We start from the raw sequence: 15,473 nt of genomic DNA on the forward strand, positions 1-15,473 counted from the left end.
TAAATATTATATCAAAAAAATAATATATATGCGACATAATTTTTTTAAATTGTCAATAATTTAAATTATAAACATAAATATATTTCATTGCAAATCACAATTATATAAAAGGGGAATAGTAATGAGAGATAAGAAAAAAATTGTAGGTTCAATTGTTATTTTGATTGTATTTGCCTTGTTCCTAATTATAGGGTACGTAAACTCAAGGCCATCCAGTAATGCTGCAGCGAAAAGTGAAGAAGTATTTAAAGATCAGGATAATGTCGGAGAAGTATCTAAAAGTAAATCAGATAAAGGCATAACTGTATATGTAAATGGGGAAGTTAAAAATCCTGGAGTGTATAAATTAAAAAATGATAGTAGAATACAGGATATTGTGAAGGAGTCAGGTGGATTTACAGCTGCAGCAGATACAAGTAAACTAAATTTAGCTAAGAAGTTAAAGGATGAAGATTATATATATGTGGACAAAAAAGGAGAGAATGGAGCAAATAAGGCTGAATCCGGGGGAAAAGGAGGTAGTAGTGGAGGAGTAGAACAAGATGGAAAGGTAAATATAAACAAAGCTTCCAAAGAGGAATTAAAAACAATACCTGGAGTTGGAGATGTTACTGCTCAAAAGATAATAGACTATAGAGAAAAAAATGGAGATTTTTCTTCTATTGAGGATTTAAAAAAGGTAGGAAGAATAGGTGATAAAACCATTGAAAAGATAAAGGATAAGATAGAGGTAAGGTAGATATAGATAGATGAAGTTTGTTATAAAATGGTGTACAATATTGTAGAGAATGAATTTCTATTGGAGGTGTTATTTTGAAGCATAAGAGACTAACAGAACTTAGTCGAACTTCTGGGTGAGCAGCTAAAATAGGACCGGAGGTCCTTTCTAAAATACTGGGTAAGTTACCTCGAATGGAAAATGAAAATTTAATGGTTGGAATAGAGACTTCGGATGATGCTGCGGTTTATAAATTAGATAATGAGACAGCAGTAATACAAACACTTGATTTTTTTACACCAATAGTGGATGATCCTTATACTTTTGGTCAAATAGCTGCAGCAAATTCTCTAAGTGATATATATGCCATGGGAGGAAAGCCTAAAGTAGCACTTAATATAGTTTGTTTTCCTTCCTGTCTTCCTGAAGAGGTGTTAGGAGAAATACTAAGAGGAGGTGCTGATAAAGTTATTGAAGCAGGTGCAGTAGTAGTTGGAGGCCATACTGTAGAGGATAATGAGCCTAAATATGGGTTGTCAGTTATGGGACTCGTACATCCTGGTAACATACTTAAAAATTGTGGATCTGAAGTAGGGGATGTAATTATACTTACTAAGCCTTTAGGTATAGGAATAATTAATACTGCCATAAAAGGAGAAATGGCATCTAAAGAAGTTTATGATAAGGCAGTTAAAGTTATGTCTACTTTAAATAAGTATGCAGGAGAAATAGTAAGTAAATACTCTGTAAGTGCATGTACAGATGTAACTGGTTTTGGAATTATGGGGCACGGATATGAAATGGCTTCTGCATCTGGTGTTACATTAAAGCTTTATGCAAGTAGAATACCTTATATACAAGAGGCAAGAGAATATGCTGAAATGGGATTGGTACCGGCAGGTGCATATAGAAATAAAGACTATTTGAAAGGTAAATATTCAATAGAAAATGTACCTGAGTGGATGGAAGATATTTTATTTGATCCACAGACGTCTGGTGGACTTCTTATAACCTGCAGTAGGACAGAAGCTACTAAAATCATGGAGGAACTTTCAAAGCTTGAAGTCAAATCTTCTGTAATAGGTGAAGTCATACCTTTTCAGGGAAAGAAATATATAGAAGTAGAATAATGGTTTAAAGGGGTGAAAGTCAAGTTGTGGATAAAAAACAATTGTTAAGAAGAATTCCTAAAATGGATGAACTATTGAATGAAGAAATTGTAAAATTAGAGGCTGGTACTACAATGAAAGAAATTGTAATGGAATCTTTGAGAGAAGCTGTAGACAATTATAGAAATCTTATTTTAAAAGGTAAAATTGAAAACTTTACAAAAGAAGATATATTGAAAAGCTTTAGAATAATAATTGAACAAAAAAAGCAGCCCAACTTGAAAAATGTAATAAATGCTACGGGAGTTATCATACATACTAACTTAGGAAGATCCATTTTAAGTGATGGTGCTCTAAAAAATGTAATTGACGCAGCTCACAATTATAGTAATTTAGAATATGACCTGGAAAAAGGCACAAGAGGATCCAGGTATAGTCATGTAGAAGAGCTAATCAAAAGAATTACAGGAGCAGAGGCTTCTTTAGTTGTAAATAACAATGCAGCTGCAGTGGTCTTGGTTTTAAATACTCTTTGCAGTGGAAAGGAAGCTATAGTGTCCAGGGGACAACTAGTGGAAATAGGGGGCTCTTTTAGAATACCTGAAGTTATGGAATTTAGTGGAGTTAATCTTGTGGAAGTAGGAACAACTAATAAAACTCATCTGAAAGATTATGAAAATGCCCTTAGTGAAAATACGGGAGCATTTTTAAAGGTTCACACATCTAATTTTAAAATAATTGGTTTTTCAGAAGAGGTGTCTTTAGAAGAATTGGTGAAACTTTCATTAAAAAGCAGGATACCAGTAGTAGAGGATATAGGAAGCGGAACACTTGTAGACTTTTCTAAATATGGATTTGAGTATGAGCCTACAGTACAGAAAAGTATAGATAAAGGCGTTGATGTAGTTACTTTTAGTGGAGATAAAATGCTAGGAGGCCCTCAGGCGGGCATAATTGTAGGAAAGAAAAAATATATAGACAAGATGAAACAAAATCAGCTTACAAGGGCTCTTAGAATAGATAAAATGACTCTTGCAGCTCTTGAAGGCACATTAAAATATTATTTAGATGAAAGTGAAGCAATAAAAAATATACCAACACTGCATATGATACTTGCAGGTGAGGATGAGCAAAAACGTAGGGCTTTTATTTTGAAGGAGAAGCTGGAAAATAAGAATTTGAATTTCAAGTTTGCTGTAGAAGAAGATAATTCTATGGTAGGAGGGGGATCTATGCCGGGACAAAAAATACCTACTTATGTAATTAAAGCAGAAAGCAGCAGTGTATCACCAGAGCAGGTGGATAAAAAGTTTAGAAAAAGAAGAGTACCTATAATTGTACGGTTAGCACATAATCAAGTTATAATGGATTTAAGGACTATACTAGATAGGGATTTTGATGTTTTGGTAGATGCTTTTACAGAGTTGTAGTTTAAGGTATTTTCTTTCAAATGTCTAACTTGATACATTTCAGTTTGGAGGTAATTTTGCATGAAGCATGTTGTAATAGGAACAGCAGGACATATAGACCATGGCAAAACTGCACTTATAAGAGCCTTGACAGGAAGGGAAACTGATACTTTAAAAGAAGAGAAAGAAAGAGGAATATCCATAAACATTGGATTTACTTTCTTTGATTTGCCATCAGGGAAAAAAGCTGGAATTATAGATGTACCTGGTCACGAAAAATTTATAAAAAATATGTTAGCTGGGGTTAGTGGTATAGATTTGGTACTCATGGTAATTGCAGCAGATGAGGGAGTTATGCCTCAGACTAGAGAGCACTTTGAAATACTTCAACTTTTAAATGTAAGTAAAGGTATTATCGTCGTTACTAAAATAGATCTAGTAGATGAAGAGTGGTTGGATATGGTAATAGAGGATATAAAGAAAGAGTTTAAAGGAACTTTTTTAGAGAATGCTCCTATATGTAAAGTTTCTTCTAAAACTAAAATCGGTTTAGATTCTCTGGCAAAAGAAATAGATAGACTTACAAAAGATGTTTCCTGTAAAGATGTAAGAGGACATTTTAGGCTTCCAATAGACAGAGTTTTTTCTATAAGTGGATTTGGCACAGTTGTAACAGGTACTGTAATTAGTGGAAGTATTAGAGAAGGTGAACAAGTACAAATATATCCCTCCAAAGTATTATCTAAAGTGAGAGGTATACAAATAAATGATAAGCAGGTAAAAAAAGCTGAAGCAGGTGAAAGATGCGGAATAAATTTAGCAAATGTAAAAACTAGTAGTATAAATAGGGGAGATGTCATATCACTAGAAAATTTAATGGAACCATCTCTCATGATAGATTGTAAATTACATTATTTAAAGAGTGCACCAAAACCTCTGAAGAATAGACAAAGGGTAAGGATTTACCATGGTACCAGTGAAATCATATGTAGGGTAGTGATACTTGATAAGAAGGAAGTAAATCCAGGAGAAGATTCTTACGTTCAATTTAGATTGGAAAAGCAACTTACTTCTCAGAGAAAAGATAGATTTGTAATAAGAAGCTATTCTCCTATGAGTACAATAGGTGGAGGAATTATAATAGAACCTTCTGCTAAGAAAGCTAAAAGATTTAATGAGGAATATATAGAAGAGTTAAGAATAAAAGAAAAAGGGAATACACAAAATATACTAGAAGGTGTCATTAAAAATTTAAGCGATAATTATCCTAAAGAAGAGGATATATTAAAAGCTTTGGGTAAAAACGAAGTCAGTATAAAGGATCAGTTAAAAAAACTAGTAGATAGTGGAACAATAGTAATGCTAAATGGAGGAGAAAAAACTGTATATCTTCATAAAGATTTTTTGAATGAAAAAATTAATGTATTAGAGGATATATTAGAAAGGTTTCATGAAAATAATTCTTTAAAAATAGGAATATCAAAAGAGGAAATTAAAAATAAAGTATTTGGAAAAAAAATTAAGCAAAAAATATATGATTGCATAATGGAGCTTTTGGAAAAAGAAAATGTTATAAAGACTTATAAAAATTTTGTATACCTAATAGATTTTCAACCTAAATATAATGATATGCAGAATACTATTAGGAAAAATATACTGAGTGAATTTGAAAAGCAAAAGTTTATTCCACCAAAGTATTCAGATTTAGAGAGTATGTGCAAGGATAAAAAATCATTTAAAATGGTATTTGAATCTTTAGTCGATAGGGAAGATATAGTTAAAGTTTCTGAGAATTTCTGGCTTCTCTCTGAATACTATGAAAAAGCTAAAGATATTGTAATAAATTTTATAAAGGAGCATGGAAGCATATCAATTGCTGAATTTAGAGATGAGTTGCAAACGAGTAGAAAGTATGCCCTGGCACTTATGGAGCATTTTGATACTATAAAGTTTACCAAGAGAATGGAAGATAAAAGAATCCTTTATTAACCACATGGGAATTCGTTGACATTGGGTTTTGGTTTACTTATAATAGTACTTGGTGATTTGAAATGGGAGTAGATAGGTGCTGGTGTGCCTGCCAGTCTTCAAAACTGTGTTGTCGTGCTAATACCACGATGGGTGAGTTCGATTCTCACATATTCCCGCCAGTTGATATTACAAGCTTTAGAAGGATTTACAAAATTCTTTTAAGGCTTTTTTCTTTTGAGGAATTAAATATTTATTGGTGTCTTCCTCTAATGTGTACATTTTGTATAAATTATTCTTCAAAAAATGTACATTCTGCAAATAGAATTACAAATTTCCGTTTGTTATAATATAATCATATCAAAATAGTTGATAAATTATGACGATTTTTGCTAGTTCTTCTGTTATTTATACGATGGTAAAAGAGGAGGTTACATTTCCCTAATGTAAATGTTTAATTGGACTTTTTTCGGGGTAGGATGATAAACATATCATATCCAAAAATATTGTAAAAGCACCTAATCTGGTTTTCTGACTCTTGCTGCTTTATTTTTATTAACTATGTATATAATGGGTTATGTGGTTGTGATATCTATTGTAAGTAATTCATATCAGGTATTAAAAATGATAACTTAGTCAATGCTATTATCATCAGAGCCATCTATAATAGGTGTGATTTTTGCTTTATTGGTAGTGCTTTAGTAGATAGAATAAACAAAAAGACATTGATAATTATCGGCTTTGTCTTGTTGACGTTTACTTCTGTGTTTGGATGTGTAATTGTCAGTAGTATTAATTGATATAATTGTAACTTAAAGTAAATGTTTAAAGGGGTGTATATTTATGATAATAATTGGTGAAAAAATTAATGGAGCAATTCCTTCCACGGGTAAAGCCATTGCAGCAAAGGATGCAGAATTCATAAGAAATCTTGCAATAAAGCAAACAGAAGCAGGTGCAGATTTTATTGATGTTTGTGCTTCAGTAGATGATGACATTGAACTGGAAACAATGAAATGGCTTATAGACATTGTACAGGATGCAACCGATGTGCCAATCGCAGTTGACAGTCCTAATGCCCACACATGTGTAGAAGCCATGAAATACTGTAAGAAACCGGGTCTTTTCAATTCTGTGTCAATGGAAGGGGACAAGATTGACGTAGCATTCCCTGCAATTGCTGATACAAAATGGCAGTGTGTTGCGCTCTTGAACAGCGACAAAGGAATTCCAAAGACTGCTAAAGACCGTTTGGATGTATTTGCAGATTTAATGGCAAAAGCAAAAGAATATAATATAGATCCGTCTAGGATGCATATTGATCCCTTGATTGAAATGCTGTGTACATCAGAAGAAGGGATTACTATGGTAACCGAAGTTATGAAGAAAATCAAAGAATTGTATCCTACGATTCATGTTGTTGGAGCTGTTAGTAATATCTCCTTTAATATTCCAGCCAGAAAAATTGTCAATCAGGCATTTGCAGTATTGGCTATGAATGCAGGAATGGACAGCTTTATTCTTGATCCATTAAATCAGGATTTGGTAGGAATGTTGTTTGCAACAGAAGCACTATTAGGTGAGGACGAGTACTGTATGGAATATATTAGAGCATATAGAGAAGGAATATTTGGTAAAAAGAAATAATTATATAAAAGAAATAATTATATAAAATAATAGAGAGAAATAACTATATAAAACAATAGGGAGGAAAAGATAATGTCTAAAATTGAAGAAGTAAAAGTTAATTTAGAGGCAGGTAAAACTAAACTTATTAAAGGATTGGTGCAGGAAGCACTAGATGAGGGAAGCAAAGCAGAAGATATACTTCAAGCTATGATTGATTCAATGGGTGTTGTAGGTGATAAGTTCTCCACAGGAGAAATATTCGTACCTGAAATGCTAATAGCAGCAAAAGCAATGTCAAGAGGTGTAGAAGTGCTTAAACCCCATCTTGCAAGCGGGTCTTCAGCTTCCTTAGGCACATGTATTATTGGCACAGTAGCAGGAGATTTACATGATATTGGGAAAAATCTAGTTTCAATGATGATGGAAAGTACTGGATTTAAGATGGTAGATCTTGGCGTAGATGTACCTGCTGATAAATTTGTTGAAGCAGTTAAGGGAAATGAAAATGTAAAAATAGTAGCATGTTCAGCACTTCTTACTACAACAATGGCAGCTTTGAAGAAAACAGTTGAGACTTTAAAAGAAAGTGGATTAAAAGGATTCAAGATAATGGTTGGTGGTGCTCCTATAACAGCTGAATTTGCAGCTTCAATAGGCGCAGATGCATATACACCTGATGCAGGCAGTGCTGCAATTAAAGCTAAAGAATTGGCAATGGCATAAATAATATAAGGAGGTATTGATGTATGTTAACTAAAAGACAGAATTTACTCGAAACTATTAAAGGTGGAAATCCGGATCGTTTTGTTAATCAATATGAATTTTTGAATATTATCATGGAAGTGCCTTTGGGAGTTGAGTTCAATTACGGTAGTACTTGGAAAGATAATTGGGGGATAACATGGCAGTGGCCAGAAGGTCAGCTTGGTTCTTTCCCTGTTCATGATGCAGAACACATAGTTTTAAAAGATGCTACTGAATGGAAGGAATCCGTTAAATTTCCTACAATTCCGACTTCCGATGAAGCCTGGGCTCCGGCTATTGCTCATGCCAATTCTGTCGACCGTAACGAGGAATTTGTGGCACCTTTCTATGCCCCAGGTATCTTTGAAATGACACATCATCTTATGGGTATGGAAAATGCATTAATGAGTTTATATGAAGAACCTGAAGCTATGCATGAGTTAATTGATGCCCTTACTCAGTATGAGTTGGATTTTGCAAAAGTGATAGTTGAAAAAATTCATCCAGATTGCATTTTCCATCATGATGACTGGGGCAGCCAAAAAAACTCTTTTGTGGCTCCTAAAATGTTTGAAGAGTTCTTTCTTCCGGCTTATAAAAAAATCTATGGTTACTATAAAGCCAATGGTGTTGAATTGATTGTTCACCACAGCGATTCTTATGCTGCTAACCTGGTTCCATATATGATTGAAATGGGCATCGATATATGGCAAGGCGTTATGAACACTAATAACATTCCTGAACTAATTAAGCAATATGGTGGAAAAATATCCTTTATGGGAGGGCTCCACAGTGGTTTGATTGACTTTCCGGATTGGACACTTGAAAATTGTATCAAACATGTGGAAGAAGCCTGCAAAGCTAATGGAAAGAAACACTTTATTCCATGCCTGACTGCGGGTTTACCTCAGGGGTATTTCCCAAATGTATATGAGACAGTAACTAAGGCAATAGATGAAATGAGTAAAAAAATGTTTTAAGCTACATAACTGGAATAAAACATTTTTGTTGTAAATAAAAAACATTTTGGATCAATGTTAACAATAAATTAATCCAAAATGTTTTTTATGCAAAAAAGAACTTAATTATCTTATAGCACCATTTTCTATTAATGACATTTCAGTTACTCCATAGGTTCTGCATATTCCATAAATCAGTTCAAGTAGAATATAATTATATTTAAAGAAAAATACTTCATAGGAGGAATTATATGAATATTTTGAATAAGAAATTTAAACTTATTATTAATTCAGAAAAGGGTAAAGATATCATAAGGGTTAAACCAGGTGAAAATTTATTTAATGTATTAATGGATAAGGGAATATTTATAGATAGTCCCTGCAATGGAAAAGGAATTTGTGGAAAATGTAAAGTTAAAGTAATAAAAGGATTAAAGGAACCTACTCCACTTGATATAAAACAGTTAACTAAAGAAGAGTTAGAAAGTGGATTTAGGTTATCCTGTAATTTTACTATAAATGAGGATGCAGAAATAGTACTTTTAGAAAAGAATAAAGATATGGAAGTGTTAATAAATGGGACAGAACAGCAATATACTCTAGATACTGTAGTGAAGAAAAAATATTTAGTAATTGAGAAACCATCCATTAATGATCAACGAGATGATTATAGAAGGTTAAGTGATGCTTGTGAAAGTGATGATTTACTTATTGGTTTACAATATTTACCCCAAATAAGCAATTTGTTAAGGGGAGCTGATTTTAATGTTACCGCATCACTTTATAAGAATCGTCTTTTACATTTAGAAAAGGGTAACTGTTTGCAACAAAACTATGGATTGGCTGTAGATATAGGCACAACTACTATAGTAATCTATTTATTAAATCTAAATGATGGGAAAGTAATAGATATAGATTCAAGAGTTAATAACCAGAGGAGTTATGGGGCTGATGTGGTTTCAAGAATAAATTTTACTATTGAAAATCCAAAGGGATTAGGTATATTAAGGGACAATATTATAAGTCAGCTTAATGATATGATAGAACTGTTATGTAAAAAAAATAGCATAAGTGAAGATAATATATATGATATAGTTATTGTTGGAAATACTATTATGATTCACCTATTACTTGGACTTCCATGTGAAAATATAACTAAATCGCCATATATCCCAGTAGTTACAAAGGCACTGGAGCTTGAAGCTAAGGAGATAGGAATTAAGACTAAAGGCATGGTAAGTTTACTTCCTGGTATATCAGCTTTTGTAGGAAGTGATATAACTGCGGGTATATTATCCTGTGGTATGTTAAATTCAGAAAAATACTCATTATTATTAGACCTTGGGACTAATGGAGAAATTGCGCTGGGCAATAAAAACGAAGTAGTAACTTGCTCTACGGCTGCTGGACCAGCTTTTGAAGGTACCAATATTAAGCATGGAATTGGTGCCGTAAAAGGAGCTATAAGCAAGGTTGATTTATCAAGGGATAAAATATATGAAACAATAGGAAATGAAAAACCCTGCGGAATATGCGGTTCAGGAGTGCTGGATGCTGTGGCACAGTTTGTGAAGTTTGGAATATTAGATGAAGCAGGTAGAATGGCAGGAGCGGACGAAGTGGAAAACAAGGATTATCAGAATAGGATTGTTGAGATAGATAATATGAGACAGTTTATTCTAGTACAAAATAGTATACATGAGGAAAGTATTACCTTTACACAAAAGGATGTACGAGAAGTTCAATTAGCAAAGGCTGCTGTATGTGCTGGTATCAAAATACTTTTAAAAGAAAAGAATATAAAATTTAATGAAATAGAAAAAGTGTACATTGGCGGTGGATTTGGTAATTATATGGATATAGAAAGTTCTGTTGATATAGGCATGATACCCAAAGAGCTCAAAGGTAAGATTGAATCTGTTGGCAATTGTGCAGGTGGTGGAGCTAAAACTTATTTGTTGTCAAAACAAATAAGAGAAAGTGCAGTAGATATTATTAATAAAACGACATATATAGAGTTATCAAAAAGGGAAGATTTTCAGGAATATTTTATAGATTCTATGATACTGGATTAAGGCATTTGAAAGAAAATAGGCTAGCATACTGACTAGTTATTTCTTTGAAAATACCTAATATCTTTAGTTATAGAAATTGACATGAATTTTTAAAAATATCAGATTTTAAAAGGATGTTCTTTGACATTCAAAATTAAACTTCTTTCTTCCATTATTTCAAATACGATTAGCAAATGAAGCTTGACTTTAGGATCATCTAAATCTAATTCCGATATTTTAAGAATCCGCTTCAGCTGATATAAAAATGTTGCCCTCTGCACATAAAGGTGCCGTATAGTTTTTGCAATACTCAGATTGTTCTGCAAATATATTTTTAAAGTTTTGGTATATTCCCGCTTGTGCTTTTTATCATAGTCCATTAATCTGAGCAAGCCCTGGGGGCAGAGAGCTTCTATGTTTGATTCAGCGGCCGCCCGGAGAATTAATCGCTTTAGAGCGTAGTGCTCATAACGGTAGCACCAAATTGTTTCATCATAAATGCTTCCAATGCGAATTGCATCACATGCTTGAAGATAGTATTCATCGAGATTTTTAAAATTGTGGAATTCTTCGCTTATACCAGCTTTCAAAAGTCCATCTCTTAAAATATAAACTAATACAGATAGCAGTTCCTCTCTCGTCTTAGTAGCTGCATTTAAATTTACAATCGTCAAAATATAGTCTTTCTGCTCTAAAGCTACACTTCCTGGAATATTTGCCTCGAGTATGGAGCCAATAGTTGAAACCGTATGAATAACCTGGTCATATCTACTGACTTCGACTGCAATGCAGAAATAGCAATCCGTTATATTCCAGTTCCTATACTGTAAAATTTTCTGCAGTTTTGATTCATCCACACTTTGTTTGTCTAAAATCTGGTTGATCATTGTTTCAAAGCCTTTAGGATGATCGTTCATCGGGAAATCTTGCTTGACCATAGAAATTTCTAATATGCTACTTAAAAATTTCAGTAACGGTGAGTCGCTTATCTTGAATGGCCGCTCTGTTTCACTGATTACGATGCGCGCTACGTAAATGTCGCAAATGCGAATGTTGTAAAACAGAATTCGATATCCCCACATTTCTGCAGAAAACAATGTCGGTTCCGTAGCGTCTATTGTACTGATAAATTCCGGATTAAACTTTAGTTCATCAATTTCTTCTGGACTTAAATATTTATTGGTGTCTTCCTCTGAATACAGCATCAGATTTCTCGATTTTTTTCTCTCGCAGAAAAAAATGTTTCGAAGTCCCGGCGTATATATTCCAATCGGGTTGTTTATAAATGGAAGTGCAGATTCACCAAGCTCTTTCAGCGGAGCGTTATTGGTTAACAACTCTAAAAGCTTTTTCTCCCAATTTGAAAACAGGTTGAACGTATCCTGCAGCTTTTCCATTATTTCTAGTGGATTAAGTTCTGGGGTTACAAAAATAATATCCATGTTTTTGTTAAATTCTATATTTTTATCATATCCCAAACAAATATATGCCCCACCCTGCTCAGAATTTCGAAGTGCGATTAACTCATCTAATTTAATCAAAGTCAAATCGGAAGATTGCCGCGTTTTATCCTTACGGTAAACTGTCACACGTTTCAGGTTGCAATCAACAGGATTGGAATTCAAAAAACTTGTGATTATAGGAAATGATACGTAGTCTTTGATAATATATGCATTTAATTTCATAAGCACCTCTAATTCATACATTTTGTATAAATTATTCTTCAAAAAATGTATATTCTGTAAATAGAATTACAAATTTCTATTTGTTATAATATAATTATATCAAATAATTGATAAATTACAACGATTTCTGTCGGTTCTTTTGTTACTTATATGATAATAAAAAATGTATAAATTAAGTCAGGAGAATGAGAAATTATGGTATATCTTTTCAATTAACACAACACATATATATCATGATTAGGGTCAATTAAATGCTGTGAACAGCTGAGGATATTACATTTCTCTAATGTAAATGTTTAATGAGACTTTTTTCGTGGTAGGATGATAAACATATCATATCCAAAAATATTGTAAAAGCACCAATATGGTTTTATGACTCTCGATGCTTTATTTTTATTAACTATGTATATAATATGGGTGATATGGTTGTGATATCTATTGTAAGTAATAAAAATGATAATTTAGTCAATGATATTGCAATTGTCAACGATTACTATATGTTGGTATGCTATTTGATTGTTATGGGCGTCGTATTGGGATTAGAAGTAGTGCCGTAATTGGATTTATTAAAAGTGGAAAAAGTTTGCATGAAAAGCATAAGGTACAAATCAAAGAAATTAGAAGTGTTGTAGTATTAATTGATATAATTGTAACTTAAAATAAATGTTTAAAGGGGTGTATATTTATGATAATAATTGGTGAAAAAATTAATGGAGCAATTCCTTCCACGGGTAAAGCCATTGCAGCAAAGGATGCAGAATTCATAAGAAATCTTGCAATAAAGCAAACAGAAGCAGGTGCAGATTTTATTGATGTTTGTGCTTCAGTAGATGATGACATTGAACTGGAAACAATGAAATGGCTTATAGACATTGTACAGGATGCAACCGATGTGCCAATCGCAGTTGACAGTCCTAATGCCCACACATGTGTAGAAGCCATGAAATACTGTAAGAAACCGGGTCTTTTCAATTCTGTGTCAATGGAAGGGGACAAGATTGACGTAGCATTCCCTGCAATTGCTGATACAAAATGGCAGTGTGTTGCGCTCTTGAACAGCGACAAAGGAATTCCAAAGACTGCTAAAGACCGTTTGGATGTATTTGCAGATTTAATGGCAAAAGCAAAAGAATATAATATAGATCCGTCTAGGATGCATATTGATCCCTTGATTGAAATGCTGTGTACATCAGAAGAAGGGATTACTATGGTAACCGAAGTTATGAAGAAAATCAAAGAATTGTATCCTACGATTCATGTTGTTGGAGCTGTTAGTAATATCTCCTTTAATATTCCAGCCAGAAAAATTGTCAATCAGGCATTTGCAGTATTGGCTATGAATGCAGGAATGGACAGCTTTATTCTTGATCCATTAAATCAGGATTTGGTAGGAATGTTGTTTGCAACAGAAGCACTATTAGGTGAGGACGAGTACTGTATGGAATATATTAGAGCATATAGAGAAGGAATATTTGGTAAAAAGAAATAATTATATAAAAGAAATAATTATATAAAATAATAGAGAGAAATAACTATATAAAACAATAGGGAGGAAAAGATAATGTCTAAAATTGAAGAAGTAAAAGTTAATTTAGAGGCAGGTAAAACTAAACTTATTAAAGGATTGGTGCAGGAAGCACTAGATGAGGGAAGCAAAGCAGAAGATATACTTCAAGCTATGATTGATTCAATGGGTGTTGTAGGTGATAAGTTCTCCACAGGAGAAATATTCGTACCTGAAATGCTAATAGCAGCAAAAGCAATGTCAAGAGGTGTAGAAGTGCTTAAACCCCATCTTGCAAGCGGGTCTTCAGCTTCCTTAGGCACATGTATTATTGGCACAGTAGCAGGAGATTTACATGATATTGGGAAAAATCTAGTTTCAATGATGATGGAAAGTACTGGATTTAAGATGGTAGATCTTGGCGTAGATGTACCTGCTGATAAATTTGTTGAAGCAGTTAAGGGAAATGAAAATGTAAAAATAGTAGCATGTTCAGCACTTCTTACTACAACAATGGCAGCTTTGAAGAAAACAGTTGAGACTTTAAAAGAAAGTGGATTAAAAGGATTCAAGATAATGGTTGGTGGTGCTCCTATAACAGCTGAATTTGCAGCTTCAATAGGCGCAGATGCATATACACCTGATGCAGGCAGTGCTGCAATTAAAGCTAAAGAATTGGCAATGGCATAAATAATATAAGGAGGTATTGATGTATGTTAACTAAAAGACAGAATTTACTCGAAACTATTAAAGGTGGAAATCCGGATCGTTTTGTTAATCAATATGAATTTTTGAATATGATCATGGAAATGCCTTTGGGAGTTAAGTCCCAATACGGTGGTACTTGGAAAGATAAGTGGGGGATAACATGGCAGTGGCCAGAAGGTCAACTTGGTGCGTTCCCTGTTCATGATGACGAACACAGAGTTTTAAAAGATGTTACTGAATGGAAGAAATACGTTAAAATTCCTACAATTCCGACTTCCGATGAAGCCTGGGCTCCGGCTATTGCTCATGCCAATTCTGTTGACCGTAACGAGGAATTTGTGGCACCTTTCTATGCTCCGGGTGTCTTTGAAATGACACATCATCTTATGGGCATGGAAGATGCATTAATGGGTTTATATGAAGAGCCTGAAGCTATGCATGAGTTAATTGATGCCATTACGCAGTATGAGCTGGATGCTGCAAAAGTAATAGTTGAAAAAATTCATCCAGATTGCATTTTCCATCATGATGACTGGGGCAGCCAAAAAAACTCTTTTGTGGCTCCTAAAATGTTTGAAGAGTTCTTTCTTCCGGCTTATAAAAAAATCTATGGTTACTATAAAGCCAATGGTGTTGAATTGATTGTTCACCACAGTGATTCTTATGCTGCTAACCTGGTTCCATATATGATTGAATTGGGCATCGATATTTGGCAAGGCGTTATGAACACTAATAACATTCCTGAACTGATCAAGCAATATGGTGGAAAAATATCCTTTATGGGAGGGCTCCACAGCGGTTTGATTGACTTTCCGGATTGGACAATTGAAAATTGTATCAAACATGTGGAAGAGGCTTGCAAAGCTAATGGAAAAAAATACTTTATTCCATGCCTGACTGCGGGTTTACCTCAGGGGTATTTCCCAAATGTATATGAGACAGTAAGTAAGGCAATAGATGAAATGAGTAAAAAAATGTTTTAAGCT

The 15,473-nt window shown here is 33.6% G+C and carries 13 protein-coding genes and 1 tRNA gene; 13 read left to right on the forward strand and 1 reads right to left on the reverse strand.

The window, feature by feature from the left end; translation table 11 throughout:
• Positions 1 to 121: 121 nt before the first annotated feature.
• From DMR38_RS03570 to DMR38_RS03605, 9 genes are all read left to right on the forward strand, one after another.
• Positions 122 to 739 (forward strand): helix-hairpin-helix domain-containing protein, encoded by a 618-nt coding sequence (locus DMR38_RS03570; protein ID WP_127720023.1) that lies wholly within the window; start codon positions 122 to 124, stop codon positions 737 to 739.
• A 74-nt stretch (positions 740 to 813) separates the two neighbouring features.
• Positions 814 to 1,848: a selenide, water dikinase SelD gene (gene selD, locus DMR38_RS03575; RefSeq protein ID WP_127720024.1), complete on the forward strand. Its 1,035-nt coding sequence runs from the start codon at positions 814 to 816 to the stop codon at positions 1,846 to 1,848.
• 26 nt (positions 1,849 to 1,874) lie between these two features.
• The gene (selA, locus tag DMR38_RS03580) at positions 1,875 to 3,257 is read left to right on the forward strand and encodes an L-seryl-tRNA(Sec) selenium transferase (protein ID WP_127720025.1); all 1,383 of its coding nucleotides are present in this window, start codon (positions 1,875 to 1,877) and stop codon (positions 3,255 to 3,257) included.
• Positions 3,258 to 3,317: 60 nt separating this feature from the next.
• Complete coding sequence (gene selB / locus DMR38_RS03585; RefSeq protein WP_127720026.1) at positions 3,318 to 5,225, forward strand: selenocysteine-specific translation elongation factor; 1,908 nt, start codon at positions 3,318 to 3,320, stop codon at positions 5,223 to 5,225.
• Between the two features lie 64 nt (positions 5,226 to 5,289).
• Positions 5,290 to 5,386: transfer RNA gene (locus DMR38_RS21680), tRNA-Sec, on the forward strand.
• 661 nt (positions 5,387 to 6,047) lie between these two features.
• Positions 6,048 to 6,851 (forward strand): methyltetrahydrofolate cobalamin methyltransferase, encoded by an 804-nt coding sequence (locus DMR38_RS03590; protein WP_127720027.1) that lies wholly within the window; start codon positions 6,048 to 6,050, stop codon positions 6,849 to 6,851.
• A 72-nt stretch (positions 6,852 to 6,923) separates the two neighbouring features.
• A complete protein-coding gene (locus tag DMR38_RS03595) occupies positions 6,924 to 7,556 on the forward strand; it encodes a corrinoid protein (protein WP_127720028.1) in 633 nt (210 codons plus the stop codon).
• Between the two features lie 23 nt (positions 7,557 to 7,579).
• Positions 7,580 to 8,557: a uroporphyrinogen decarboxylase family protein gene (locus tag DMR38_RS03600; protein ID WP_127720029.1), complete on the forward strand. Its 978-nt coding sequence runs from the start codon at positions 7,580 to 7,582 to the stop codon at positions 8,555 to 8,557.
• A gap of 230 nt (positions 8,558 to 8,787) precedes the next feature.
• Positions 8,788 to 10,611, forward strand: a complete 1,824-nt coding sequence (locus DMR38_RS03605) for an ASKHA domain-containing protein (RefSeq protein ID WP_127720030.1) — start codon at positions 8,788 to 8,790, stop codon at positions 10,609 to 10,611.
• Positions 10,612 to 10,709: 98 nt separating this feature from the next.
• Here the strand turns inward: DMR38_RS03605 and DMR38_RS03610 are convergent, their stop codons facing one another.
• Positions 10,710 to 12,275 carry a helix-turn-helix domain-containing protein gene (locus DMR38_RS03610; RefSeq protein WP_175412913.1) on the reverse strand — a complete coding sequence of 522 codons (1,566 nt, stop codon included), beginning with the start codon at positions 12,273 to 12,275 and terminating at the stop codon, positions 10,710 to 10,712.
• Between the two features lie 505 nt (positions 12,276 to 12,780).
• Between DMR38_RS03610 and DMR38_RS21685 the strand changes: the two genes are divergently transcribed.
• The 4 genes from DMR38_RS21685 (at position 12,781) to DMR38_RS03625 (ending at position 15,470) form a co-directional block, all read left to right on the forward strand.
• Positions 12,781 to 12,933, forward strand: coding sequence for a hypothetical protein (locus DMR38_RS21685; protein WP_175412914.1), 153 nt, complete (start codon positions 12,781 to 12,783; stop codon positions 12,931 to 12,933).
• Between the two features lie 27 nt (positions 12,934 to 12,960).
• Complete coding sequence (locus tag DMR38_RS03615; protein ID WP_127720027.1) at positions 12,961 to 13,764, forward strand: methyltetrahydrofolate cobalamin methyltransferase; 804 nt, start codon at positions 12,961 to 12,963, stop codon at positions 13,762 to 13,764.
• 72 nt (positions 13,765 to 13,836) lie between these two features.
• Positions 13,837 to 14,469: a corrinoid protein gene (locus DMR38_RS03620; protein ID WP_127720028.1), complete on the forward strand. Its 633-nt coding sequence runs from the start codon at positions 13,837 to 13,839 to the stop codon at positions 14,467 to 14,469.
• Between the two features lie 23 nt (positions 14,470 to 14,492).
• The gene (locus DMR38_RS03625) at positions 14,493 to 15,470 is read left to right on the forward strand and encodes a uroporphyrinogen decarboxylase family protein (RefSeq protein ID WP_127720032.1); all 978 of its coding nucleotides are present in this window, start codon (positions 14,493 to 14,495) and stop codon (positions 15,468 to 15,470) included.
• Positions 15,471 to 15,473 lie beyond the last annotated feature (3 nt).

The organism is Clostridium sp. AWRP (assembly GCF_004006395.2).
Classification (GTDB): domain Bacteria; phylum Bacillota; class Clostridia; order Clostridiales; family Clostridiaceae; genus Clostridium_B.